The organism is Pyrofollis japonicus (genome assembly GCF_033097485.1).
In the GTDB taxonomy this organism is placed as follows: domain Archaea; phylum Thermoproteota; class Thermoprotei_A; order Sulfolobales; family Pyrodictiaceae; genus Pyrofollis; species Pyrofollis japonicus.
The window spans coordinates 1378880-1404183 of the sequence record NZ_AP028634.1 but is presented as its reverse complement, the minus strand read 5'-3'; the positions used below and the strand labels follow the sequence as shown (position 1 = coordinate 1404183).

Annotated in this window: 26 protein-coding genes and 5 tRNA genes; 8 read left to right on the top strand and 23 right to left on the bottom strand. The window is 46.3% G+C overall.

Annotation, left to right across the window (positions count from 1 at the left end; translation table 11 throughout):
- Positions 1 to 5: 5 nt before the first annotated feature.
- A complete protein-coding gene (locus SBG41_RS07360; protein WP_317894906.1) occupies positions 6 to 1205 on the top strand; it encodes an aconitase X catalytic domain-containing protein in 1200 nt (399 codons plus the stop codon).
- A 14-nt stretch (positions 1206 to 1219) separates the two neighbouring features.
- The gene (locus tag SBG41_RS07355; RefSeq protein WP_317894905.1) at positions 1220 to 1627 is read left to right on the top strand and encodes an aconitase X swivel domain-containing protein; all 408 of its coding nucleotides are present in this window, start codon (positions 1220 to 1222) and stop codon (positions 1625 to 1627) included.
- Positions 1628 to 1651: 24 nt separating this feature from the next.
- Here SBG41_RS07355 and SBG41_RS07350 read toward each other — a convergent pair whose 3' ends face one another.
- On the bottom strand, positions 1652 to 2050 hold the full coding sequence (locus SBG41_RS07350; RefSeq protein WP_317894904.1) for an Sjogren's syndrome/scleroderma autoantigen 1 family protein: 399 nt from the start codon (positions 2048 to 2050) through the stop codon (positions 1652 to 1654).
- A 110-nt stretch (positions 2051 to 2160) separates the two neighbouring features.
- Here SBG41_RS07350 and SBG41_RS07345 point away from each other — a divergent pair, with 110 nt between their 5' ends.
- Positions 2161 to 2433 (top strand): UPF0147 family protein, encoded by a 273-nt coding sequence (locus SBG41_RS07345; RefSeq protein ID WP_317894903.1) that lies wholly within the window; start codon positions 2161 to 2163, stop codon positions 2431 to 2433.
- Positions 2434 to 2464: 31 nt separating this feature from the next.
- Here SBG41_RS07345 and SBG41_RS07340 read toward each other — a convergent pair whose 3' ends face one another.
- Entirely contained in the window at positions 2465 to 2668 is a 204-nt protein-coding gene (locus SBG41_RS07340; protein WP_317894902.1) for a ribbon-helix-helix protein, CopG family, read from the bottom strand.
- Between the two features lie 178 nt (positions 2669 to 2846).
- Here SBG41_RS07340 and SBG41_RS07335 point away from each other — a divergent pair, with 178 nt between their 5' ends.
- Positions 2847 to 3062: a hypothetical protein gene (locus SBG41_RS07335; protein ID WP_317894901.1), complete on the top strand. Its 216-nt coding sequence runs from the start codon at positions 2847 to 2849 to the stop codon at positions 3060 to 3062.
- 156 nt (positions 3063 to 3218) lie between these two features.
- Here the strand turns inward: SBG41_RS07335 and SBG41_RS07330 are convergent.
- The 5 genes from SBG41_RS07330 to SBG41_RS07310 form a co-directional block, all read right to left on the bottom strand.
- Positions 3219 to 3306: transfer RNA gene (locus SBG41_RS07330), tRNA-Leu, on the bottom strand.
- Positions 3307 to 3321: 15 nt separating this feature from the next.
- Entirely contained in the window at positions 3322 to 4788 is a 1467-nt protein-coding gene (locus SBG41_RS07325; RefSeq protein WP_317894900.1) for a DUF402 domain-containing protein, read from the bottom strand.
- A 205-nt stretch (positions 4789 to 4993) separates the two neighbouring features.
- On the bottom strand, positions 4994 to 5581 hold the full coding sequence (locus SBG41_RS07320) for an indolepyruvate oxidoreductase subunit beta (protein WP_317894899.1): 588 nt from the start codon (positions 5579 to 5581) through the stop codon (positions 4994 to 4996).
- Positions 5582 to 5610: 29 nt separating this feature from the next.
- Positions 5611 to 7521: an indolepyruvate ferredoxin oxidoreductase subunit alpha gene (gene iorA / locus SBG41_RS07315; protein WP_397470796.1), complete on the bottom strand. Its 1911-nt coding sequence runs from the start codon at positions 7519 to 7521 to the stop codon at positions 5611 to 5613.
- 184 nt (positions 7522 to 7705) lie between these two features.
- Complete coding sequence (locus SBG41_RS07310) at positions 7706 to 8575, bottom strand: potassium channel family protein (RefSeq protein WP_317894897.1); 870 nt, start codon at positions 8573 to 8575, stop codon at positions 7706 to 7708.
- Positions 8576 to 8752: 177 nt separating this feature from the next.
- Here SBG41_RS07310 and SBG41_RS07305 point away from each other — a divergent pair, with 177 nt between their 5' ends.
- Positions 8753 to 9295: a hypothetical protein gene (locus SBG41_RS07305; RefSeq protein ID WP_317894896.1), complete on the top strand. Its 543-nt coding sequence runs from the start codon at positions 8753 to 8755 to the stop codon at positions 9293 to 9295.
- An 88-nt stretch (positions 9296 to 9383) separates the two neighbouring features.
- On the opposite strand, the gene SBG41_RS07300 is transcribed toward SBG41_RS07305, so the two are convergent.
- Both SBG41_RS07300 and SBG41_RS07295 read right to left on the bottom strand, forming a co-directional pair.
- Positions 9384 to 9857, bottom strand: a complete 474-nt coding sequence (locus tag SBG41_RS07300; protein WP_317894895.1) for a CoxG family protein — start codon at positions 9855 to 9857, stop codon at positions 9384 to 9386.
- A 2-nt stretch (positions 9858 to 9859) separates the two neighbouring features.
- Positions 9860 to 11179: an FAD-dependent oxidoreductase gene (locus tag SBG41_RS07295; protein WP_317894894.1), complete on the bottom strand. Its 1320-nt coding sequence runs from the start codon at positions 11177 to 11179 to the stop codon at positions 9860 to 9862.
- A gap of 414 nt (positions 11180 to 11593) precedes the next feature.
- On the opposite strand from SBG41_RS07295, the gene SBG41_RS07290 reads away from it, so the two are divergent.
- Positions 11594 to 12769, top strand: a complete 1176-nt coding sequence (locus SBG41_RS07290) for an MFS transporter (protein ID WP_317894893.1) — start codon at positions 11594 to 11596, stop codon at positions 12767 to 12769.
- 225 nt (positions 12770 to 12994) lie between these two features.
- Here SBG41_RS07290 and SBG41_RS07285 read toward each other — a convergent pair.
- A tRNA-Pro gene (locus SBG41_RS07285) sits at positions 12995 to 13071 on the bottom strand.
- Between the two features lie 128 nt (positions 13072 to 13199).
- On the bottom strand, positions 13200 to 13961 hold the full coding sequence (gene cobB, locus SBG41_RS07280; protein WP_317894892.1) for an NAD-dependent protein deacetylase: 762 nt from the start codon (positions 13959 to 13961) through the stop codon (positions 13200 to 13202).
- A gap of 127 nt (positions 13962 to 14088) precedes the next feature.
- Between cobB and SBG41_RS07275 the strand changes: the two genes are divergently transcribed.
- Positions 14089 to 14766, top strand: a complete 678-nt coding sequence (locus SBG41_RS07275; protein WP_317894891.1) for a glycerophosphodiester phosphodiesterase — start codon at positions 14089 to 14091, stop codon at positions 14764 to 14766.
- On the opposite strand, the gene SBG41_RS07270 is transcribed toward SBG41_RS07275, so the two are convergent.
- Positions 14761 to 14836: transfer RNA gene (locus SBG41_RS07270), tRNA-Gln, on the bottom strand. The two genes, SBG41_RS07275 and SBG41_RS07270, sit on opposite strands and share 6 nt — an antisense overlap.
- Before the next feature lie 464 nt (positions 14837 to 15300).
- Between SBG41_RS07270 and SBG41_RS07265 the strand changes: the two genes are divergently transcribed.
- A tRNA-Met gene (locus SBG41_RS07265) sits at positions 15301 to 15425 on the top strand.
- Positions 15426 to 15634: 209 nt separating this feature from the next.
- On the opposite strand, the gene SBG41_RS07260 is transcribed toward SBG41_RS07265, so the two are convergent.
- The 11 genes from SBG41_RS07260 to ftsY form a co-directional block, all read right to left on the bottom strand.
- The gene (locus tag SBG41_RS07260; protein ID WP_317894890.1) at positions 15635 to 16270 is read right to left on the bottom strand and encodes a hypothetical protein; all 636 of its coding nucleotides are present in this window, start codon (positions 16268 to 16270) and stop codon (positions 15635 to 15637) included.
- 264 nt (positions 16271 to 16534) lie between these two features.
- Positions 16535 to 16612 (bottom strand) — tRNA-Arg (locus SBG41_RS07255).
- 209 nt (positions 16613 to 16821) lie between these two features.
- Entirely contained in the window at positions 16822 to 17529 is a 708-nt protein-coding gene (locus SBG41_RS07250; RefSeq protein ID WP_317894889.1) for a hypothetical protein, read from the bottom strand.
- Positions 17530 to 17627: 98 nt separating this feature from the next.
- Positions 17628 to 18332: a DUF434 domain-containing protein gene (locus SBG41_RS07245; RefSeq protein WP_317894888.1), complete on the bottom strand. Its 705-nt coding sequence runs from the start codon at positions 18330 to 18332 to the stop codon at positions 17628 to 17630.
- Positions 18316 to 21072, bottom strand: a complete 2757-nt coding sequence (gene alaS / locus SBG41_RS07240) for an alanine--tRNA ligase (protein ID WP_450088468.1) — start codon at positions 21070 to 21072, stop codon at positions 18316 to 18318. The genes SBG41_RS07245 and alaS overlap by 17 nt, the downstream gene beginning before the upstream one ends.
- A gap of 187 nt (positions 21073 to 21259) precedes the next feature.
- Positions 21260 to 22297, bottom strand: a complete 1038-nt coding sequence (locus SBG41_RS07235; protein WP_317894886.1) for a 50S ribosomal protein L10 — start codon at positions 22295 to 22297, stop codon at positions 21260 to 21262.
- Positions 22298 to 22312: 15 nt separating this feature from the next.
- Positions 22313 to 22981: a 50S ribosomal protein L1 gene (locus tag SBG41_RS07230; protein WP_397470753.1), complete on the bottom strand. Its 669-nt coding sequence runs from the start codon at positions 22979 to 22981 to the stop codon at positions 22313 to 22315.
- Between the two features lie 38 nt (positions 22982 to 23019).
- Positions 23020 to 23520 (bottom strand): 50S ribosomal protein L11, encoded by a 501-nt coding sequence (locus tag SBG41_RS07225; protein ID WP_317894885.1) that lies wholly within the window; start codon positions 23518 to 23520, stop codon positions 23020 to 23022.
- Positions 23521 to 24036 carry a transcription elongation factor Spt5 gene (locus SBG41_RS07220; RefSeq protein ID WP_317894884.1) on the bottom strand — a complete coding sequence of 172 codons (516 nt, stop codon included), beginning with the start codon at positions 24034 to 24036 and terminating at the stop codon, positions 23521 to 23523.
- 8 nt (positions 24037 to 24044) lie between these two features.
- Complete coding sequence (locus SBG41_RS07215; protein ID WP_317894883.1) at positions 24045 to 24248, bottom strand: protein translocase SEC61 complex subunit gamma; 204 nt, start codon at positions 24246 to 24248, stop codon at positions 24045 to 24047.
- Positions 24249 to 24310: 62 nt separating this feature from the next.
- The gene (ftsY, locus tag SBG41_RS07210; RefSeq protein WP_317894882.1) at positions 24311 to 25240 is read right to left on the bottom strand and encodes a signal recognition particle-docking protein FtsY; all 930 of its coding nucleotides are present in this window, start codon (positions 25238 to 25240) and stop codon (positions 24311 to 24313) included.
- Positions 25241 to 25304 lie beyond the last annotated feature (64 nt).

The window sequence follows — 25304 nt, the reverse complement described above, 5'->3', positions numbered from 1 at the left end:
TATGCATGTATCTAACTCGCGAAGAGGAGAAGATTCTCCAAGGTGATTACGGCGAAGGTAGAAGGATCGCAATGGAGCTTGTAGTACGCGTCGGAGAAGCTCTAGGGGCAGAGCGATTAATAGAGATAAATCATGCACATGCAAGCGGGATTTCGTACGACAACATAGGTGATGCAGGCCTAGAGTTCATTAAGTCACTTTTCATTGCAGGCGCCCAGGTATCTGTTTATTCAACTTATAATCCTGTTGGGATTAGTCTTAATGTTGATCCGCCCCCGAGGCTTAATGTTGATAGAGATTTCGCTAGGAAGCAAATGGAGATAATAAGGTTGTTGAATTCCATGGGGTTTGTGCCGAGCGTTACATGTATACCTTATCATATGCGTCAACCAAGGCTCGGAGAACACCTTGCATGGGGTGAATCAAGCGCCATAGCTGTTGCAAACAGTCTGTATGGTGCGCGCACTAATAGGGAGGGTGGTCCATTAGCCCTAGCAGCCGCAATAGTTGGTAGAACCTATTATTGGGGCCTCCATATAGATGAAAACCGCAAACCAACAATCCATGTTAAAGTAAATGCAGATGTCGGTGAGGAGCCTTCCGCAGGCCTTCTCGGATACTATATTGGCCAGAATTTCAGTGATACGATACCATATGTGGACTTAAATAAGAAACTCGGTAAGCGCGAAGCCATATCAATGTGCGCGGCTGCAGCCGCTAGCGGAAATATAGCTATGTGCATCGTGAGAAACGTATCCCCTGAGGATGAAGGCCCGCCCATAGGGGTTGAAAAAGCGCATGTTGATCAAAAAGAGCTTAAATACGTAAAAGAGGATATCGAGAGCGCAAGCATAGAAGAAGCTGAGATATTCTTCACCGGGTGTCCACACCATGAACCAAGCATAGTATACAAGCTCTTTGACTATCTTAGCTCGAAGAATATAGAGCGTCTACGACGAGAAGTATGGATATCTATTCCCGGCTATGCGTCAGGAGATGAAAAGATACGTGAATTAGCCCGGCTGCTACAAAGGAAAAATATCTACATTCTCCCAGGAACATGTATTGTTGTCGCGAGGCTCCGTGGCAAAGTCGATGTAATAGCCACAGATTCGTTGAAAACAGCGTTTTATGCTCCAAAGCGCCATGGAGTTAGGGTTGCAATTACGTCTCTATGGGATTTTGTAAAAAGATTTGCAGAATAAGGATGGTGTTAGAGGTGTCTGAGAAAATTATCCTGAGGCTTAAAGGGCATGTTAGAGGAGCAGCAAGAGCCCCGTTGCTCGTTGTAAATAAGCGCATATCTTTTTACGGTGAGGTCGATAAGGATAAGGGCTTACTACTAGATGGTAGATCCGTTGCGAACAGAATACTTATTACCAAAGGAACGAGAGGAAGCACCGTTGCACCTTATATAATATATGGGTTGAAGAAAAAAGGTCTAGCGCCTGCAGCAATAGTTGTCTCAAGCATTGAGCCTATGATCGTGGCTGGCTGCGTTATGTCGTCAATTCCTCTCGCAAGCGGGTTTCCAGAGAAATATTTCGAGAAGGTAAGCGATGAGTGTATGGGGGAGCTGCGAGTAGAGCCTCCAGAAGCATTTTTGCTGATAACATGCAAGTCCTAGCTATTTCTATAGTACCTGAGTTGCTTACTTTGTCTTGCCGCTTTCTTCATCCTTCCTGGGTTTTTCTTGTTCTTTGCCACGCATTATTGACAGTATTCTCTCAGTTCTCTCTAACACGTCAAGCCACTCGCGCAAAGTGTCAAGGTCTTCCGACCGCTTCTCCATGAGACGGGCTATTTCCTCTGCAGCTATCTTTTCGAGATTCTCTAGGACGCCTTGAACTGTTACCCTAGTTACCTCGCTCTCGGTTCTAACAATGTATACGCGGCCATGAATAGGGCATATGACTTCGCCGCTTTTTAGCCTAAACAACGGTAGACCGCATATAGGGCAACGTTCTGAAAGCATAGTGGCACCAGCACGCAGTAGATCAGCCATTTTCTTTACAACATCTTGGTTTCTCGAGTACCTGGTTTCGCTCATTTTGCTTACCCCGAGTGCCAGGTCTAGGCTAGTGAGCGCTACGTATAAACTAGATTCCTGAATTAAGGGAACCGGCGGTGGAGCTAGAATAGTGCAAGGGGTGGGCAGTCTTGGCAGCCCCCGTGTACGACAACGAGGCAAAAATAAGACAGGCAATAGTAATGCTTATGAGAATAATAAATGATACTGCAGTTCCTCGAAATATAAGGCGGGCAGCAACTGAGGCAATAAAACAGCTAAAGGACACGAGTCTAAGCCCAGCGGTACGCGCAGCTAACGCTATAAGTATTCTTGACGAAATAAGCCAGGATCCAAACATGCCCATTTATGCAAGGACAATAATATGGAACGTTATCACGCTACTTGAGACGGTCAAGGACTAAAACAGGTAATGCATGAGCTAAGCAAGTCATTCTAAACCACTATCTCAATTACTTGGACACGCGGATCTATTTTTACGTTATCTTGGTGCTTTGGAACCTTTATGCCCTCTTTCCTTAAGAGAGACTCAATTGCAGCCCTTATAACCTCGCTCCGAGATAATCCCTTCCTCTTGGCATACATGTCGAGAGCTTTTAATAGACTGTCATCAATCTTAAATGTGACTATTCTCTGCACGGCTGATTCCCCTAATTAGGTGTTACTTTTCATGAACAATGTATAGAAGGAGTTATGGATGCGAGTTACAGTGGGTGAGAGAGCAGAGCGTAAGTAATACTATGCCTTCTGCGAAGCACACATCTATATAGGACATTACTATATGAACCAACTATAACAAATATCATTTGTCTAAACAATGATGTCTGAAACGTGCTGTGTATTTATAGAGAAGTATTGTTTAGGTGAAGCAAACGATATAGTTGAGTTCATTCTAGGTGTGCTTCGTAAGAGTAAGGTAAGAATAGTACCAGTATCTAGGTATGCTAGGGCTTCAGTAGCTTGCCGCCATTGCAGCCTAGAACTCGTATCGGGAAAGATAGTCGAGATTCCGCTCAGCCTGGGAGGGGGCTGACAAGTTAGCGAAACAGTATAATGGAGCTTAAACATCCAATCTATGCTGATAGAGATGAATGTAAGCCTTGTGCAAGTTCGTATGGATAAGGCTCTTGCGAGTAGTAGCTAGGAGCCTGGGCAGCAAATTGCGGACATTCTCGAGGATTATGTTACATGGTGCGGGGGGTGGGATTTGAACCCACGCAGGCCTACGCCAGCGGGTCCTGAGCCCGCCCCCTTTGACCTGGCTCGGGCACCCCCGCGCCCAAGTGGGTGGATTATGTCTGCGTGTTTGCGTTTTTATTTGTTTGAGTCCTTGGAGAAGCTTTATTTCCCATAATTTCGTTTATTATGCTTAGTGTTTTTTCGTAAAGTGTAGAAGTTATTATTCCTTTTCTGAATATTTCTTCGAGTTTGTCCGTATCTATAATCCTTGTTTCACCATTAGGCTTTTTCACTATGTCCGCTTCAAGGTCATGGTATATTATGCCTTCTTCATAAACTTCTGGTGGCGTATTAATGTTTACATAATAACCTTTGATTTCTCCATTACGAGAGTAATAGGTGTGTTTTATATACCAGTTATCAGTTATTATCTCAGTGACAATTATGTCGCCCGGCTCTTTTTCAACCTCTATACCGTCGTATACGCCGCGACCTCGAACCTCTCTTTCAACAACGATTGAAAGCGTTGTTCCTTGTTTATAGATGCTCCTAAGACGGCCTTGACCTAGCTCTATTATCTCGCCGCTTGGCTTGACGTGAAGAATCTTGATTCTTCTCAGTGAGGTGATGTGCTCAATGATCATATCGAGGAGTGCTTCTAGGAGCTTTGTTTCATCAACGTTAAGGCCTTTGAGCTTCTCTGCATAATCAATAATGGTGGATAGGCTTGGTAGATTACTCTTAACTGAGTGATGGAGGCGGATTGTTGGCACAATTGTATCCCGTATGCGATCCAGGTATATCTTGTCTGGAAGACTGAGCCGCACCACAGCAACTAGTTCGCCAGTACTATACTTCCTGCCGGCTGCTCCTTCGCTGGCCTCTTTCTTTACTTTCTGAAGCTCATCCATTAGCTCCTTAAGGTGGTTCTCGAGAGTAGTTCTATCTGCGTGCTGACTGCTGCTTCTCCAATGAACACTTAGCCCGCGAGAAGTAGCAATGGTAGCTATGGCTGCTAATTCAGCTCTTTTTGCCGCGCTCCGTACATGCTCGCTTATGGTCACTCGGGGTTCTTTGCTCTCGAAAACTATTGCGTAGTCACCGATTACTCTTGCGCCGGGAACGAGCCGGGGCATCTCTAAAGGTTTAACACCTGGGCGCACGACGGATGCAATTATCTCGGTGCCTTCAGTACAATTATCTAGAGCTATTTCTGCCTCTATATCGCCAACCCTGGCAATACATCTATCTCCAAGCCGTTTCGCGACAGTTGCCTTAACTGTGCTGTGAAGCGCTAGAGGTGAAACCCAATAGAACGCGTATCGTAAGTGACGTTGAAGCCCTGAGAGGACTCTATCAGCGCTACCCTCATAGCCGACAACAACTATTTCATTAAGGTCTCTCTCGCTTGACTTTACTGTAACATCTGCAGGGAGTTTTAAGTCAGGCAGCTTAAACCTATCTGCAATTATGCGAGAAGGCTGGACAATTTGAAACCCTTCATCCATGAGTATTTTTGTTAAAGCCGTAGCATAGATTCCGCGAACACGTACCTTGATTATTGTATGAGAACGCGCCATCGCAAACTCCTCCCCTTATCAGTACAATCTGCCACCATAATGTTCCATGCATTAATGCTCCGGAATCTGTGCTAGAAGGATAAGGAAGAATAGTGTTTCTCAAATCAATAAGCTTCTGTACTCAATAAAGTCGTTTACAACTTCCGGAAAGAGGAGCAAAGAGTAAATAGAGGACGAAAAACGTAGCCAAATCATTACGAAAAAGCTACTTAGCTAGATCGGCTCCCCGGTGCAAGGCCTCTATGTTCGGCTTAGCAGCCCTTCCAAGCACTCTCTTAATAGCTTCTTCGGCGCTAGAGAAATCTATGAAGTCTTTAAAGATGTTTGACTTTATAGCCGCCCCGAGCAATATCATATTAGCCACTCTTGAGTCACCTATACGGAGCGCTTCATGAGTTGCTGGCACTAGTACAACTCTATCTGAATAACTTCTAACAATACCTAGTAGCTCATCCCGGCTTGGCACCTCTATTTTGGGTAATGGTGGTGGAACAAGGTAGTCATTCACGACAGCTATTGAGCCCTTTCTAAGATAGTACGCATAACGCGCAGCCTCTATAAGCTCCATAGCTAGTATTGCGTCAGCAGTACCGGGAGGTATAAGTGGTGCTTCTACTTCACCGAGCCTTACATGAACTATTACAGTTCCTCCTCTCTGGCTTAATCCATGCGTCTCTGCAACTATAGCATTAACACCTCTGAGCAGTGCAGCTTCTGCAATTACTCTTGCAAGTGTTATTTGGCCTTGGCCCCCAACACCCGTTATGACCAGGTTTAGTGTATTTGAAGACATATCGTCTCACCCCTTTGAGCTAGTTTATGTTAATAAACTGGTCTGGCTGTTCTCATTATCTTGAACCATTCTGGGTTAGGTTCTTCTACTGGCTCGAATGCTTTGAATGGGCAGATCTCAGCGCACACGCCGCATCCAGTGCAGAGTGCAGGGTCTATCTCGGCCTTGCCGTCGGGACGGCGATAGATTGCTGGGCAGTTGAAGGCTGTGTAGCAGATTCCGCATCCAGTACACTTCTCTAGGTTGACACGGTATGGTACAGGGCGTATTCCGTTCTTTGCGGCGGTGCGCAAAGCTACCAGTATGCATGCACCCTTGGCTACAAGGACTGCTGGTTTCTTGTTCTCTTTTACATAGCGTAGTGCTTCTACGAGCTTTGTCTCCGAATCTTTTACGTCAAAAGGATCCGCTACCAGTACTTTTTCAACACCTACTCCTCGTGCCACGCTTTCAATACTCATAGGCTCTACTTGTTCCCCTATTGCGAGAACACCTGTTCCTGGGTGCGGTTGGTGACCTGTCATAGCTGTAGTGTGGTTATCGAGCACTATAACCAAGAGAGGAGCCTTGTTATAAACTGCGTTTATGAGTGGTGGGACACCGCTATGGAAGAACGTCGAATCTCCTATTATGGCTATAACTATGTCTCTATCACCGCGCAGTACGTGTGAGAACCCGTTCCCAGCACCTATGCTGCCTCCCATTTCTATTATCGTGTCTTGAACATAGAATGGCGGGTTCACACCTAGGCTATAGCAGCCTATATCGCCGCTATAGACTGGTTTGAGACGCAGCTTATTCACTGCACGCCGGAGCGCGTAGAAGAATCCTCTATAGGGGCAACCAGGACAGAGTACTGGCGGCCTAGGAGGCAGTTTTTGACCACTAGGTTTGGGCGGCTCTTTCGCCCAGGTAGGCGGCTCTATGCCCAGTACAGTTGAGAGCGCTGATACTACCTTCTCTAGGCCGAGTTCGCCGTATCGCGGTAAGAGAGGTTTGCCGTGCTTTCCATACACTCTGGCTCTCGAGCCAAGCTCTTGGAGAACAGTTTTTAGCTGCATCTCTACTACAGGGTCGCCCTCCTCAATGACAAGTATTGTATCATAGCTCGAGATCTTTTCTGCAAGAGCCCGCGGGAGCGGAACACTTGTCGAAACCTTAAACAGTGTGATCTTATCCTGTGCGCCTAGCATTGATATAGCTTCCTTTGCATAGCGGTAACCTATTCCTACCCCCACTACTGCGATATCGCCTGAGCCCTCGACACTATTTAGCGGAAAGTCGGCCAGTTCTTCTGACACTTTGTCCCAGAAATCAAGTAGTTCGAGTCGTTTTCTTCGAGCATATTGTGGTACAAGGGTCCACTTGGAGGGATCCTTTATGAACTCGCCTTGTGGTTCAAGTTTTTCAAGAGGTATCTCCCCTGTATCAACTGGTACACGGGTATGGGCAATACGTGTTGTAGTCCTAAGTATGAATGGGCGCTTATACTTCTCGCTATAGCTTAACGCTAGCCGGGCAGCCTCCTTAGCGTCCTGCGCACCTGTAGGCTCAATGACGGGTACATATGCGTGAAGCCCGTACCATCTATTGTCTTGCTCGTTCTGGCTGCTCCACATCCAGGGATCGTCAGCAGTTACTATAACGAGGGCGCCACTTACTCCGAGATAAGCACTGCTAAAGAACGGGTCAGCAGCGACATTGAGTCCAACATGTTTCATCGTTGCAACGGCTCTTACACCTGCTATGGCTGCGCCGAGGGCTGCCTCAACTGCAACCTTCTCGTTCGTGCTCCATTCAACATACGGTTTTCCTCCTAGGACTCTTGATGCAGTAGATAGCGCTTCAACTATCTCCGTGCTAGGTGTTCCTGGATAAGCTGCCGCGAATTGCAGCCCGGCCTCAAGGAAGCCTCGTGCTATTGCAACGTTGCCCAGCATTATTACGCGCGTCTTAGGAGGAGCTAGAACCTCTTTGTGCGAGGACACAATAATCAAGCCTCGGCGTAATGGATTAACTTAGTCCGTGTAGGAATAGGCGTGTTGCAGCGGATAAGTATCGCGATAGACCGTGGTCTTATAAGTCCTCGAAAAACACGCATCCCGAAGAAGTATTACGAGGCTGCTACGCTGTTAGCTCAGCGTTCTTGTCTCTAATGGCAACTGCGCTTGGAGCCTCGGTTGCAGGCCCCGCTATTTCTGCCTCCTTTATCTCCTCCTCCTCAACCGCCTCCTTTATCTTCTGTCTTGCGACAGCTATGGCGTGCTCAAGGTCACCGCGTGGGCCCTTGATTCGCTCCGGCAGACCTTCCAGCACGTCTTCGGGGCCATAGCATACCAGCCTATCGCCGCCTCGGATCTTGAAATCCGGCCGGGGTGCGCCGATAAAAATCTCGCCTTGGGGTGTCTGCCTATAGACTCCCAGAACTACTACTCCTTCGTCGCGAAGCTTTGCTTCGCGGAGCGACTTTCCGTCAAGCCACGAGCCCGGTTTGACACGTATAATGGATATTGTGTAGCCCTTGCTCAAACCTAATACGTGCTCGTAGTCAATTATCTTGAGGTTTGCCCACCTTGTGCTAGCCCACTCAATAAACTTGCCGAGGGCCTTATCCATAAGGTTTGATCGCGAAAACAAGTATATTAGGCCAATGCCTCCTAGGACTGCTATACCGTTGATAAGCATTTGGCTAGACGTGTTGCCGACGAATGTTAAGACTAGTGATGCGACAGCTGATGTTAGTCCTGCACTGCCAAGCTTCATGAGCCATAATGCTATCCGTCTTCTTACGGGATGATTTGTAATATACTCTGCTTCGGATGTCGTGAATCCGACGCCGGTAAATGCTGAAGTTGCCTGGAATATTGCAACATCCTTGCTTAAACCGGTTTTCTCGAAAGCCTTAGCGCCTATTCTAACAATTATCGTCGAGAATAGTACAACCAGCAGAAATGCCACTAGTGGTGCTGGTAACAATGCTTCGCAGACCCTCACTCACACACTTCATAAAATCCCTTATATAGGTTCTTTAACACGTATGTCTGTTAGCCCATAATCAATTCCAGTAGGGCTGCTAAGACGTGTGGCACCAGTATACCCGGAGTATATATTGTTCATACACTACTGTTAACTATCTTGCAGAACATTGTACATACCAGGGTAGAAACGAAAGTGTATACGCATCACACAAGCATTCTTCTCCCAATGATGCTAGCAACCACTATAGTACTAGTCTCGGCGGCATATGCCTTATGGAGCCAGCAATTAAGAATAGAAGGTGTAATCAACATCGGGAAAATTGATCCAAGAATAACCTCTTCAAAAATCGTATGTGACAAATGCGAAGCATCATTACTTATTGATAGTGATGATCCTTTGGCTGTACATCTACACGTAGAATCGCTGAAAGGGAACGAGAACACCCTATGGATCGGCCTAGTTGTTTCAAATGAGGGGAACATACCAATCAAAATAACGAGCATAAGTACTGGCGTGGCTTCAAAAGCATATTCTTATGGTCCCTTTAGGAGTGTTGGCAATAGTGGAGTATGGGGACATTTTGTTATTGATATGCTTCCGTTTCCTAATTACCACGAATTACCCAGTGCGGTTGATGACCCAAGCTACAAGCTTATACTATGGATTAAGCTAGATAATGTACAGCAAAAACATGACTATGACATCAAGCTTGTAGCCAAGCCTTTTAATAGCTAATTAACGGTTGTGCTTTAACCAATCGACTAGCAAACGGAATCCATGAATCTATGTTTATGATAATTCTTAATCTGTTGCCATTGCCTATTTATTGTTCCTCAATGCATCTAACTATTGAATCAACAACTTTGTTTACAATTCTTTGGATCGTTTTCTCAGTGTCAATGAATTTATTTAGAAGCCTTAGTGCTTTCCCGAGATTGATACTTGCCTGCCACCTTATCTTTGATCGATTGTTTCCGAGCGGTATAACATCTAGCCTTATTGTGCCAGAGAACGGTGCTCGAGCTATTTCTCCCCTAAATTCGTAGATTATTTCATTTGCTTGCTTCTTCTTGATCTCTATTACTGTCTTGCTGCGCAATCTCGATATGTATTCTACAACGCCACCTATATCGACCCGAAACACTGCTTGAAACTTGGTGTCATTGTGTTGTTTCCACTCTATTAGATCGGGTAAGCACGGAGCAATCTTCTTAGGCGAGGTAAGAAAAGCAATTACGTATTCGTTGTCCCTATTTACCGTGAACTCCCCATGTAACACGGTTTCATGCTTATTCATCACTAAGCACCTATTGCTTTTCTGCTTTCGGCAGCGATGAAGCCTTGTATGAACATGTATGCGGCCATCCTTCCTCGTTCTTCATCCATGCCGTTCTTTAATGACATAATGTTCTTAACCACTAGTTCATTAGCGCCAGTCAATACTCTGAGCTCTTCATACGGATCACCGGTTTCGAGAAGCCTTATATTATTGGTTGACGATTTCTTAGAGGTGCCCAAGTATTCAGCCACTATATTGCCGGTCTTCTCACCTACAAGTCTCCCGGTAACGAATTTTCCACCAATTATGGTGAAGAAGCCTTTCGGCCTTTCATGCGCTACTATCCTAAACGACCTAGTCGCTTCTCTACCGACGTTTCCGGAGCCCTCTCTTGAAGCGACTCTGATAAGGGGACGAATACTTACATATGCCCGCTTCACGGGGAGCCTTGCAAGCCTTGGCACCATCACGGAGCCCTCTTTTACAAGGAACTCTACATCTTCTTCACTAACCTGTAGCTCGTCTGGGTTCTCAACAATAAACGCCGTCGTGCCCATGAGGGAGACAGATCCATAAGGCACGAGAATATCTCCATCAGAAGGAGGCCTCATGCGATTTATAACACGCCTCGTAAGCCTCTGGTTATAAACTATAATTGTGCCAGCGGTGAGAAGCACATCAACGTCCTCGACGCCTGCACGTCGAGCAACCTCCCCTGCCCAGGGTCCTGCAGCATTAACGACAGCCCTAGCCCTAAACTCTAGAGTACTGTCTTTCAGCTTGTCGTGAACCCTCACGCGGAGTTCGTCCCCATCCTCTTTTATCTCCACGGCCTCCATGTACTCGAGTAAAAGCGCTCCTTCACGATACGCAGCAAGTGCAACACTGGCCATAAGATCCCTTGCATAAACAACCTTATCTGGAACCTCGACAACGCGCCTAATCTCTTTCGAAAGCTCAGGCTCCTCTTTCAGAGCCTCGGAGACGTCTACATCATGGTAAGGAATCCCCGCTTTTCTTAGCCCCTTGGTGAACTCGTCATAGTATTCCTCGTCACTCTTAGTAACAGCGACAAAATAGCCTCCTGTATCCTCAATAGCGTGTGAAGCAATACGGGACAAGACCTGGTTCTCGTGCCAACTCTCCACAGCAGCGGCGGGATCTCTTACCACGTACCTAGCACCGCTGTGAAGAAGCCCATGGAACTTGCCGCTGGTCTCGCTGGCCAAGGAACCCTTATCAATAACGGCCACGCGGAGCCCGCGAAGAGCAAGGTCAAGGGCAGACCAAACACCATTGACGCCAGCGCCTATAACGATAACATCGAAAGACCGAGCCAACCTAAATCAGCCGGTAATTTGAGAAAGAAACACCACCATTTTTTAATACAAATGCCGAAACAGTAAGCATAGAAAACGTTTAACCACATATAGATAGATACGGCTTATATTTCGACCCTATCTTTGCGAAACCGTTTTTGCAAAGCCACATGATTGGGCATTCTCGCCTTGGACTCGTAGGGCGTTATCCGGGATCGTTTTGCCACATTCTGTGCAATATAGCAAACGAGCTGAATATAGATAGCTAAAATACGTGTGCTAATTCCTTTATGGCTAGCCACATTTATTGCAACTTGCCTTCATCTATATATTGCTATATTTATCTTGATAAGCACTCACATATAACGATTTAAACGCCGAGGCCTTTATCGTGTGAACGACAAGCAGCATCTGCCGTGTTGATAGGCGAACGGTATGAGATGGCGTGAGATTCCCGTTGATGCCCGCCGCTACATATTGTACCATACCATTATATCACCGCTGTTGATAACATGGTATATGCTGCCTATGTACATGTTTATGACGGGTTATAGTGTTCTAGAAATTGGCGCAATATTTACCCTTGTGCATGTACTATCTATCCCTGCTACGTATATTGTTGGAAAAATATTTGATAAGATCGCGATCAGGCATGGCCTTGTACTCATAGATGCTCTTGAAGGAGTATCATATATACTCTATGGGCTAGCATACGGTCCTATAGCGCCCTTAATGCTCTTCCTGGGATTACTCATAGGGGATATAGCGGGTATATTCTACCCGCTCTATCAGGCTACGGAAAGAATACTCTATCCTGAAAACAAAATAGAGGAGATCTTTGCATGGCATATCAGATTGCCCGAGATAAGCCAGCTGATAGGATTCTTGGTGCTGGGATACATATTCGGCCATGTACTTAATACACCATATCACTATAGGGTAGGATTCGTGGTATTTGGCCTAGTATCAATTCTCACCGTATTCTACCTACTAAGGTTCCTGCCTCGGCTAAACGTTGAGGAAAGAATTAGCGCTGAGAAATTCGAGTTCAAAGTAGACAATGAGTTTAGGCTCATCCTGGTATTAGAAGCGCTAACCACACTTGCATGGTCCATGGCGCCAGAGATTGTATTACTCAACTACGTAGTCAACGTTCTCGGCTTGACGCTCTTTGAAGCCATGGTCGTTGAGGCGGCAATCTCTGTGGGGGCCATAGCAGCAACATACATTTCCGAGAAAATAGGCAGCAAGCATAGGTTTAAGGCCATAGCGTTAGGGTACATACTGATATCCCTATGGGCTCTAATAATGTACATGAACCCACCGTTCATATTGGTCGTTGCGGCTTATCTCATTGCTAGGTTCGGCGACATACTTGCATTCCCCTTCTACAGATCATGGATCTTTAGCAAAATACCAAAAGAGAAGGCAAGCAGCATACTGTCAGCTCTATCAAGCTATAGGAGACTAATAGCCTTAGCATCACCAGCACTGGCTGGGCTCCTTGCATCAATAAGACCTACCTTACCATACTTGGCAAGCCTAATGTTCTTCTTGGCGTCTTCACTAGTGCTTATTGAATATGGGTCTAAGCTCAAGGAGATGCAGTAGTCAATAGGTCGAGCCTATTCGCCTCCATATTCTTCTCTTGCATATCACGAGTTTCCCTAAGCAGCTTTTGCCTTCCCCAGAAACAAGAGCATCTTAACTTTTATATCTATGTATAAGCTTTCAAAGAAGGTAGTCAAGCAAGCTGTAATTGTCGTAGAAAGCCTCCAAGATATTACTATAATAATTCCTTAAGCGGATATAGGCAAGGATGTTACTAGTAGGAGTTGGTGGGGCCGCGGGGATTTGAACCCCGGACCACGGGGGCCCAAGCCCCGCATCCTGCCAAGCTAGACGACGGCCCCACCATTGGTCGGAGTAGTTCGGCCTCCATATTGTTGGGTAGAGATATCCGGTGTCGGCTTTAAGAATTTTCTTTACGTTTTTGCTGTGTTTAGTTCATTGGTTTTAGGCATGTTTTGAACGCCTTTGATCACTGTGTTAGTTGTTTCTTTACTTCTGTTAATATTGCTTGCATTGCTTTTGATGCGGGTGCTCTTATCGCTATATCTGCTATTTCGGTTATAGGCGTGTCTTGCACGTTGATCTCTATTATTGTTGCATTGTTTTGTTTAGCGAGCTGTGGAATCATGGCGGCCGGATAGACTATGCCGCTAGTCCCTATTACTATTAGTGTTTTCGCGCTTAGCGCTAGTTGAACCGCCTTTTGCCAGGCCTCTTCTGGCAATGGTTCGCCGAACCATACGACGTCGGGTCTTAGGAGGCCGCCACAGCGCGGGCACTTGGGCGGCACTTCTTTTGGCGGTTCTTTGAACTCTACGCGGTACCCGCATCGGGTGCACCGTGCCCGCCGAATGTTACCGTGGAGCTCGACCACACATTTCTGCCCAGCTGCCTGGTGTAGGCCGTCAACATTCTGAGTAATTGTGCACAGTAGTAGTCCCATTCTCTCTAGCTCAGCAAGCGCAAGGTGTGCTGGGTTCGGCTTTGCACGGAACACTATCTCCATTCTCCACCTATACCACTCCCAGACAAGCTTCGGGTTTCTCTCAAACGCCTCTGGGGTCGCTAGGTCTTCTGCCCTAAAGCGCCTCCAAAGCCCATCCTTGCCGCGAAATGTCGGTATACCGCTCTCTGCTGAAATCCCTGCGCCTGTGAAGGCAACAGTCTTTCCCTGGGCTCTGAGTATTGCTTCTGCAGCACGCGCGGCAAGCCCTTCCAAGTCTAAGTCCATACTATTACGCCTCCCAATTCTTAATTAACACGGTGTGAGGGCAGGCTATTTTCTAAGCGTATTTAGCCCCTTACTTTTAAACGCCATAGATACGAGTATCAAGCGCGTTGATGAAAGGAGACAAGGCATGGTACTTATCTTAGGCCATAAGGCTAATACAGTGAAGTGGATTAGGCGCTACTTGTCCGAAGAAGCAGACGGTGTTGAAATAGATATATATTGTACTCCTAGCGGTGTCCGTGTAGGTCATCTAGTTCCACGCAGAGAGCCTAGACTATTACGGGAAAAAATAGGAAATATATTATCAAATATTCATTTTACGCCCTCAGAGAATTTTTGCGATTTCACTAAGAAAGCAGCTAAGCTGACTAGAATAGCCATGATTGACCTTAAAGGCGTAGACTACACGCCGAGCTGTATGGATGAAATAATAGATGCTGCAAAGGTCTTTGAAAAAGTATATATCTCAACAAGGATCCATGTCCTTGCCTCCAAATTTGCCTCTAAGGGTATCACGACGCTGCTAAGCATGGATCACTACCCTGTAGACCCTATCACTGACGTTAAGAGAAGCCGTGCCCAAGGCGTATCTATTAGCTCGGATTACGTTGACCAAGCACTTTCAAACAGACTTCATGAAGAAGGACTTATATTAGCAGTGTGGACTGTTAATGACGAGCAGGAAATCGCTAGAGTTGTTAGCCTAGGAGCCGACATAATAATCACAGAGTATCCTAGGCGTGCTAGGCAAGTAATTGAGAAGCTGAGAGGAGAGGAGGGTAGCGATAGGGCTGAGCGATGGTAGCCGGGCGGGGATTCGAACCCCGGTCACGGGGGCCAGAGCCCCGCATCCTTGGCCGCTAGACGACCCGGCTACCCTCCCCGTTTCCTCCAAGACTATAGGGTATGTTGTTACTATCTAGGGGTATTTAGGCTTAGCTTAGTTCTCGGAATACTGTGGTATAAACGATATTACTATCAGGCTATGTTGTGAGGAGGTCTGTGCTTTATGCAAGATAACAAGTATGTGTGAATCAGTTTAGAACTTGGTCTGGCCGCCTTGTACGGTTACTCAAGAACCAGGCGAATGCATGCAAGGCAGCAGAGTGTTATTGAAATCAGTGCGGCAAAGAAGGTTGCCCAACGCTTGGCAGACCTGGTAGACGAAGAGACCCAAAAGGCATTTATTAGCACGCTTTTCCCCGGCATAGACAAGTCGATTCTGGGTTCACTGCTAAGAAGATCAAAGTAGGATAGATTGCTACACGGACGAAAGAATGATAACCCCCATGCATAATACAAGCCTAGACTATCTCGGGGCATACCTGCCCCGAGCAATGCCGCCGTAGCTCAGCCCGGTCAGAGCGCCGGACTCATACGGGCGCCCCGGTCCACCGGAATCGGTCTAGCCGGGGGCCCTGGGGGATCCGGTCGTCCCGGGTTCGAATCCCGGCGGCGGCACCACAAACCCCCGGGCCCCTACAATTCTTTCCCTTGTACTTCGTCTTGCGTATTAAGAGATCAGCTGTCGGCGAAGTCGCTTACTGAGTAGCCTCTCAGAGAAGAGAAGAATGAAGGATTAGGCACAATTGTAATACCATTATACTAATAAATTAAAATATTTATCCCTCTTTGTTATCAAAAGATTCTAGGATAATGGTAGGATAAAGTCCTTATATGTGTGTGAGTGGCTCCTCTTCGCTTACTGTGCTTTTCCTTTGAGCCTCTAGTACCTGGTTAATGAATTCTTTTGCCTCGTCGGGCTTTAGCCCGGCTTTTTGCAATAGTTTTTCGAGTTTTTCTCGACTCCAACCTTTTTCGAACCATTTCTTTACTAACCATATCATATTTATCAATTCTTCTTGTTTGAACTCTTCTGGTATACCTACGCTACTATACAGGTAATTGAGTAGCGCAAGCATTAGTGCTAGGGCGTCATTGAATTCTGGCTCGCTAAGGGTTTTAGTGCTTAGATCAGCGCCTACAATTATTTCATCGTCGTCTCCGAACAGGAAAGCTTTTGCCAGTGGCATCCTTGACATGTTTAATACCTTCCTATATAGCGATGTTTTAGCCTCAATTGGCAGATCAACGGTCTTTATATGGGTATTAACTGCTAGCCTAATGATAGAGGCTTCTGGCATGTATATTACTACGAGCCTTACGGGAAATACAGGGTTTACTGCGACCAGTTGTGAACCGTCTTCAGAAACTTCTGCAACCCAAGGGACTTCAGCTAGGCTCTCTGCATCAATGGAGCCGTTTTCAAGCCACTCTTTAACTTCCTGTATAATAGTTCTTTGAGTCACGTATTTCCACCCTTGCCTAGAAACCGTCTTTATGCGTACGCAATTTACGAAAAACCATAATTACTTTTGCTTTTGCAAAGCAATTAGTATTTTCCTATTGAAAGTTCGAAGGTAAGTTTAAATAGTATTATATCAGCGCCGTGGCCACTGATTATAAAAGCTAATTGCTCAACTACCCATAGTGTAACATAGTTAACAAAATACTTAGCTAATAAAAAGAGTGCCAGCAGGGCTAGTTAACGATAATCATCGAATAATAGGAGATGGCGGGCCCGCGGGGATTTGAACCCCGGACTACCGGCTTAGAAGGCCGGCGCCCTATCCTGGCTAGGCTACGGGCCCGCCTCTCTGAGCCCCGATTTTCTGATTGTCTAAGATGTACTGGGGTATTTTCTTTTTACCCCTTAGCCCCAGAATACTATTCTAGTAAGATTTAATGTAGTGAACTAAAAGCAGAGCCGGTTTATGTTCGAGTTGTTAAATAGTTTTAACTCCAAGCTTATTCTTATAGGAACATCAATTGCGAGATCTATGTCTTTTAGGAGCTGAGCTTATTGTTCATTCAGTACCTCTTGAAGACCTATAATTAAATGTGATTGAATATTGTGAATAGAAATTTTTGCTCTGGGGTCAGCGTCCGCAACATAAATTATTGGAACAGAATTATGCTTGCCAGTAACCCGGATAATTAACACGTATATTTTATCTTGAAAGATATATGTTTTAGTACCATTGCCCCTAATTGTTTTTTCATAGGATTTAGCGTTAATAGCTTCAAGAACATTCTTGAGAACTATTGAGTCATTATCTAAGAGCATTTTAATGTATGGTGTTATATTACTTGGCGCGAAGCCGGAATAGGAATAAAACGCTATGGGGCAACTATCATTCAGAACCTCTTTACCTAAACCTATTATTTTACCTAGGTACTCCTTTTCATATAGTAAATTTGATAGGCTATCTACGTTTATTACTAGTGTGCTTTGATGTTTTACGTTGGTGATATTATCTATTTGTTTTAATATGGTAATTTTAGTTATTTGTGAATTAATAAAAACAGTGCTTAGATTATAATGGATTTTTGTTTCATTTAAGTCTATTATGATTATATTATTGCATCTAGTTAACTTAGTTGAACTAATAGTATGTATTATTAATGTGTTTGTATTGTCCACATTATTATAGCTCATGTACCGACTGTATAACAATGTGGCACCTAGCAATATTAATAGCGTTACTAGGAAAAGCGTTGACCTCACAGTACCCCCAATACGATATACCAGCTCTATGTTAGCATAAATATTGTATATATTTGCTTTACTATTTTCGGTTTCTTGCAGACTAAGTAACTAATAGCCTATATTACTATGTGGCGGCACCACGTATTGTGCTCGTTTCTAAGTAGAAGTGGTATATTGTTTATTCTGGATTTCTTTCCAAGCCGTTTTTGGAGAATTTCTTCTATAGTGAAACGGGCTAGGTCGAAGATGCGTGGCGCTTTCCTCGTTATAGCTATGTCGCTTGTGGCTGCTATGCATTTTTTCCGAATCGATAGGTTTATGACCTCGTTGTCAGCGTTTCTTGATACAATTGTGTTTATATTGTATCTTCTTAGTCTTGCGGCTGTTTCGCCGCTGTGGCTCGGCTGGCTGTCAAGTACGACTATTACTTCGCTAGGTGAGAGAAGGGAGAGCGCATCCCTGAGTATAGGGGCGAGTTCGTCAACGTGCTCTATTACGTGCCGCGGACCCGCTAGTAGAGCATCCCTTAGCATTGTGTCTGTGCACAGGTAGAGTTCCTCTCCTTTTAGTGCGGCGTATATAGTGGTTAGCTGGTTGAAACCATCTACTACGAGGCAGTTGTCTCGGATATTGCTTGGGCCTAGTTTCTTTGAAGCTATTTCCTTGTTTACAGTGGGTGGGTGGATGCAGCGAGAAAGCAGGGCTACTTGGGGCTGGGACAATCCGTGCTTTGAGCGGATGAGTTCTAGGGCTGGTTGTCTCGGGTAGCCTCTGGCTAGGAGAAAATACGTGTCGTAAAAGATCTTAGGGCTTAGTTTCAAGCTTCTTTGCCACCGCCTCCTCTATGGTCCTCAGTACTTCATCGGATTTTCCTGCTCCTCCTCGGACGAATAGGTTTACGTGGTGTGGTTTTCCTCCACCTTTTACTCCTAGCTTTTGTAGTTCTTTTGCTACTTCGCGCAAGTTTATCCTCTTTGCTGCTTCCTTTCCTGCGCCAAGCTCTATTACTAGATCGTTGCCGCGTTTCTCTGCAGCTATTGTTATAGAGCTCGGGTCTTCTTCGCTAAGCTTGCGTGAAACTTCCTGCACTATTCCTTGAAGAGGAGTATCAGCGTGCATTATGTATATTCTTATACCGTTTACTTCCTTCTTTTCCTGCTTGGCTTTCTCAACGAGCATTTTGACAAAGTATTTACGTATCTCTCCCAGCTGCCTCCGGGCCTCATTAAGGTCTTTTACTAGCTTCTTCACCCTAGTCTCAGCGTCTAGTCTACTTCCTCCAACGGTCGCAGCAATTTTATCGAGTGTTTCCTCAAGTTTTCTGGCGTAGCTAGCTACCTCGGTGCCTGCAACTATCTCGAACCTTATTACGCCGTCTTGGAGCTTATCAACGTTGACTATCTTTATTGAGCCTATTTCTGCGGTGTTTGAGACGTGTGTGCCAAAGCACGCCTCTACATCCCAGTCGCCTATGCGTAGTATTCTTATCTGTGGTGAGAGTGGCACTCCTCCCTGATATATCTGGAACCCGTATAGTTCCTCGGCTTTGTTGCGATCCATTATTTTCGCTTCTACAGGTATTCTCTCAAGTATTGCCTTATTCGCCAATTCCTCTATACGGCGAATCTGGTCCGGCGTCGGCATCTCGTAGTGCGTTATGTCGAGCCTAGCTTTCTCTGGCGTCTTCTCTGCACCTGCCTGCCACACGTGTTTACCGAGTACACGCCTAGCAGCTCCTAGGAGCACGTGTACCCCGGTATGGTGCCTCATGAGCCTATATCTGCGCTCCCAGTCAATAACGCCTCTAGCCCTAGTACAGCTCGGTGCTTCTTTCTCAAGTATGTGGACTATTACGTTGCCCACCTTCTCTACTCTTTTGACTCTTATCTTCTCGCCACAGACCTCTAGGTACCCGGTATCGTGGAGCTGGCCTCCACCTGTTGGATAGAAAGCCGTCGCGTCGAGCACGAGGTATACGCCCTTAGCGCCCAAGATGTTGGCTTCGAACTCCCTCATGTAGGGGTCTTCGTGGAACAGTCTACGGGTTTCGGGAAACTTGCTGGCCCACTCAACTATGTCGCTTGGTAGGCTTGCTTCTTCTCTAGGTTTCTGCAGCACACCGCTAGCTCCATGGCGGTGCGCGACAAGTGCATAGAAGTTGTGCGGAACCTCTATCTTGGCGCCAAGCTTCTCAGCAGCCTCAGCAACCATGTCTGGCGGAATCCCGTGAGAATCGTAAAGCGTTATCAAGTCATCTATGCTGAGGCTCTTCTTCTTCCTGATCAGCTTTTCTGCTTCCTTAAAGCCTTTTTCTAGGCTCCTAAGATATCGTTTTTCCTCTAAATCAGTAACAGTCAGTATATAATCGGAGTTCTCGAGCAACTTAGGATAATAATCGTGCCCCCAGAAATCTATCTGGAGCCTGACCAGCTCTGCTAACGACGCTTCAGAGCCAAGGCGCCTCATAACTCTTATTGCGCGTCTGAGTACTAGTCTTGCAAGGTATCCCTCACCGCTATTACTTGGAACGATACCGTCACCAAGCATTAGTGCGAGTGTTTTCGTGTGGTCCAGGAGTGCATAAAGTCCCGCTTCTCTTGCTAGGGTGTTCTTAATCTCGTCTGCGCTGATTCCCGTCTCTCTGCTAACGCGTTCGTAGAATCTTTTCAAAGACTCTGGATCCTCTGGGTCTAGTCGTCCTGCTGCTCGAAGAGCCTTCCAAAGAATGGTTTCATCTACTTTATCTAGTCCAAGCCTCTTGCGAAAGTCGTCAACTAGGTGTCCATATATTGCGTGAAACGCTGTTGGAGTTTTTTGCGTGAACCAGGCTATTCGCTCGATGCCGTAACCTGTATCAACGATACGTAGGGGGATAGGCTCGTATCCCTTATCGGTTATTCGGTACTGCATGAAAACTAGTGTTGCTAGTTCGAGTCCACCAACTGTTACCTCGAACGATGGACCAGCGTTGCCCCCTCCTTCCCACCAGGACTCCTTAAACGTTATTGCGGTAGGGTCAATACCCAATTCTTTGGTGAAGAACTCGAACGCGAGTTGCACCGTCTCCTCTTTCCAATACACTTTCTTATCAGGATAGTTAAAGGCGTGATGGCCTCCCATTTCGAAGGATGTGAGATGTCTACCCAGCGTGATACCTACATTATCTATGTCCTCTAGGCGGATACTCGGTTGAACTATTACGAGAGGGTTGGCTGGTGGTGGCACTATTCCACTAGTAACGTGCGGCTGGAATACAACTATGCTAGCTATTGTTAAGTACAGGTCTTCCCTCCAGCGAGCAACAACCGGCCTTGGAGCAACAACTTCATGCCCGTTACGGTTGAAGAATTCAATGAACTTTCTTCGTGCCTCGCTAACGCTGAGAGGAGGCACTTTACGCGGCACTTCCCAGAAATAGTAGTCAACGCATGGCGCATCGTTGCAATGCTCTTGTTCAGGATTAAGCGTCCAGAAGTATTCTCCTCCAACCTTGCACTTCTTTCTAATGAACCCCTCTCTTCGAAAGAACTCTAGCGCGTATTCTTCTGGCGAGGACACCAAAACCTAACCCCTCGTATTCCCGGTACAGAATCCCCTATAGTGCTTAACTATGACGAACCTGCACGAGCAGTCAAAGGACCTGGATATTAATTTACCATTTTACTACGTTGTCTAATCAAAGGGTTAATTTTACATAAAGAGATGAGGGGTTAGGGCAATAAAAGGATAGTTTGTTTCATTAATAGGTCTAGAAGCCGAAGAGGCTCTCTAGTCCTGCTGCTAGCTGTTCCTCGCTTACTTCTTCCTTCTTTTCCTCCTCTTTCTTTTCTTCCTCCTCTTCCTTCTTCTCTTCTGCAGGTTTTGCTGGAGCCGCGGGCGCAGCTACTTGTACTTCTATTCCTAGCTCTTTTGCAGTGTCTCCTAGAGCTGCTACTACTGCTAGGGCTCTTGACACGGCTAAGCGTAGCACGTACTCTGCGTTGTCGGGCGTTATGTAGCCTGCCTCTGCCGCTACTGCTAGTGCTCTCCTCACTGCTAGGGGTATAGCTATCTCGAGTACCTGTGGCTCTGGGTAGGCTATCTCAACACCTAGCCATAGTGCGTTGAGGTGTGCCCTCATTACATCGTTCCTATAAGCTTCTAGGTCAAGTATGAGCTGATCACCAGGAATAACGACGCCAGAATCATAAGCAGCTTTTATTTTGAGCTTAACAATTATTGGCTCTATTCCCAGCTTTTGTAGAAGCGATGCGAGCTCCGGGCTTATTGTGTCACCCGGCTTGGCGACCTTAGTGTCTTTTGCTATCCAGATGGTTCCTCCCTGTACTCTTATAGGTACCTTGAGTTTGCCAAAGACGCTCATTATTGGGCCAGGCTTGAACCCTGTGTTCCCGGCTGGAAGTACTATCTCTGTTGGCGCAACGTCGCCTGGTTTTGCCGGGGCAGTTGCATATACTCTATCTATCGTCATTGCTACCTCGAAGGGATTCATATTGGTAAATATGAACATGTTGACTCCGGTCAAGTATTCTTCAAGCTTCTTTGTATCAATGCCAGCTCTTTCTAAGGCAATCTTCATGAGTGTGTTCTTGGCAACCCTCATTACCACTGCGTCGCCGAGCTTGCGCTCGATTTTGCGCCTAATTCTTTGCAGCTGTGCTGTCGGCGTCTTCATGAGGTCAACTATGAGCAGTACCTTATGCGTCTTTGCAAGCTCAGTTAGCTCTTCAACTTCTTTTATCTTCCACTCAGGTATCTTCTTGGCGCGTGTGGTTACATATGCCATTCTCGTAACACCTCATTACTCGATACGGGCAAGGTAGAATGGTACTTCTACAGGTGGACCCATCGTGGTCTTGACAATTATCCTTGCAATATTTTGGCGCGGATTTGGCAGTTTGTGCTCAATCGTTGATAGAACCTTGTATATATTCTCAACAATGTCCTTGGGGTCCATGTCTTCTGTTCCAACGCGGCAAGCAACCTGTGGCTGGTCCTTAGTCCTTAGTATAACGGCGTGTCGATACCTATTGACAAAGTCAACAATGTTGGCGTTGGGGGGCACCGGTATTGGGATCTTTCCACGGGGACCAAGGGCAGGTGCTAGAGTTCTACCGACTAGCGGCATTAGATCTGTTCTGACGAGTACCCAGTCGCAGAACTCTGCAATCTTCTTTGCAGCCTTACGGTTACCTACAAGACCCTGCAACTCCTCTCTGGTTATCACCCTATCGGCTACCTCTTTAGCCTTGACAGCCATATCGCCATCAGCCGCGACACAGACAGTAGCCTTCTTGCTTGGCGGCTTAGGCAGGAATACTACCTCCCTAAACCTCATCTGCGGATTCTTGAGGTCAATGTCCTTTAAGACTACTATGAGGTCAACTGATTGTTTGAAGTTTCTAGGAGGGCTTCCCTCTATTGCTTCCCGTACAGCTTTCTCCATTAAGTCGCGCGGCACAAATGACACAAGCGTGCACCCCGCCTAACGAGGTAGAGAAGGGGGGTCTAAGCCTTCTCCCACTCTTCCTCATACTTTGCGAGAACGGCGTCATAAACGCCGCTTTCAACCTCTTGGGTTACTTGCTTCGGATCCTTGCCGTCAACAGTTATCCCTATGCTCCTAGCCGAGCCCAGTATAGTTTTTACAGCAGCCTTCAGCGTCTTAGCTGTAAGCGACGGCTTCTTCAAGATCGCTATTTCAACTATCTTTTCGAAGGGAAGGTCACCTATCTTCTGGTGCATGGGATCGCCAGAGGGCTCCTTGGCGCCAACAGCATGAAGTAGAAGCTCAGTCGTAGTTGGTGGCTTTATCTCTATATCGTATTCTTTCGTATCCTCATCTACCAGTATCTTTACGGTAACCTCGAAGCCCTTATACTTCTGTGTAAGTGCATTCAGCTCCTCTCGGAGCTTCGATAAATCAACCCCACTCTTCTTAAGGGTGGATAATGCGTCTTCGCTTACCTGTCCACCCTTGACCTTGACAGTATACACCCTTATTCCCATTTACTGCGCACCTCGCTCCTTTGCTGGACGCACCGAGTCACCGGGCACCGTGATTTGGAGTGGATACTCAATCTCTAGCACATTTAAAACTACCTCATTCTTGCCAGGCACAACACGTACAACCTGTGCCTTCATTCCGCGGAAAGGCCCTGAAATAATTTCTACGATGTCGCCAGGCTTAAGCGTCTCTACAACAGCCTCAGGTTTCAGCAAACGCTCAACATCCTCATAGCGCAGAACACCTGGTACAACGCCTTTAGCGTATCTTATGCCTTGAATCGCGTTAGACGCGTGAAAAGCAGCAGGTGTCTCAACTATTACATAGCCCTTTATCCTAGGGGGGACTATCACCGCGTATATGGGTATGTTTTCGTCGCGCGCCCTCTGCTCAATTAGGAGAGCGACATCTAGCTCGCGCCCTGCTACAGTACGTACAGCAAAGAGCCTAGGCTCATGCATGGGCGCCTTCTTTTCTTTAGTTTCTTCGCTTTTTTCACTTGTTTCCTCCAAGCTCACGAGGAGCATCACCCAGTAAGCAGCTTAACAGCGACTAACTGTATAATGTACGCGACAGAGCCTATGAGAAGTATAGTTAGCCAAGTTATCTTAGCTGTCTGCATGTATTCGTCACGGTCTGGCTTCTTAAGCCTCTGAAGTATGAGCCTCCACTCGTGAAGAGTCATTCGTATCTTTCCAGCTATACCTGGGGCCTCTCCTGTTGACGCCATACCTTAGCCCCCAGGCTCTCCTACCAGTATGGGGAAATGTAGGTTTTGCCTCAAAAACGGGCCTAGGAAATTCCTTCAAGAAGTTTCTTAACGTATCTTTCGGGATCAAAGGGCTCTAGGTCCTCGTATCTCTGCCCAACTCCAAGATAGAGTATGGGTTTGTCAATGGTTGCTGCTATGGTGAGTGCAGTACCTCCTTTAACATCTGCATCAACCTTTGTTAGAACTACGAAATCTATGCCTACGGCTTCCTCGAAGAACCTGGCTTGGTCAACAGCGTCATTTCCGGTCAAGGCATCAACGACTAATACCTTGTAATCGGGTTTAGCTACTTTAGTTATTTTTCTAAGCTCTTCCATTAAGTCGCGATCGGTATGCATTCTACCAGCAGTATCTGCTAGGACTACACGGTATCCCCGGGCTCTAGCATACTCTATTGCATCATAAACGACGGAAGCCGGGTCAGCGCCGTAGCGACCCCCTATGAAAGGTACATTAAGCTTTTCTGCATGCATGCGCAGCTGTTCCTGCGCGCCTGCTCTATATGTATCAGCTGCGGCTATGACAGGTGTAATACTATTCTTCTTGAACATGTACGCGAATTTTGCAATAGTTGTTGTCTTGCCTACTCCGTTAACTCCAAAGAATAGTATCCTTAATGGATTACTCGGTTGCCTCGTCTTAGCCTCAACTATGAGGTCGATTGGTTTATAGTTGCGTGACACTATCTCCTTTATAGTCTCTGCTAGCGCAGAGATGACATATTCCCTTACATCCTTTAGCCTAGGCACCCTTGTGCCAACAAGCCGCTTCTTGAGCTTATTTGCTATCTCTTCTGCAACTTCTAGCGCCACGTCGCTCTCGACAAGACTTATTATGAGTTCATCAATTATAGGCTCGATATCCTCCTCCTTTACTTCTTTTGTCGCTACAGTCTCGCTTACCGTATCAACGAATTTCTTAAATGCTTTCTTAATCCTATTAAATACCATGGCGACCGCCCTGGCTCCATCATTTAAAGAAAAAGCTGAACACTTATGACACCATCTTCATGCT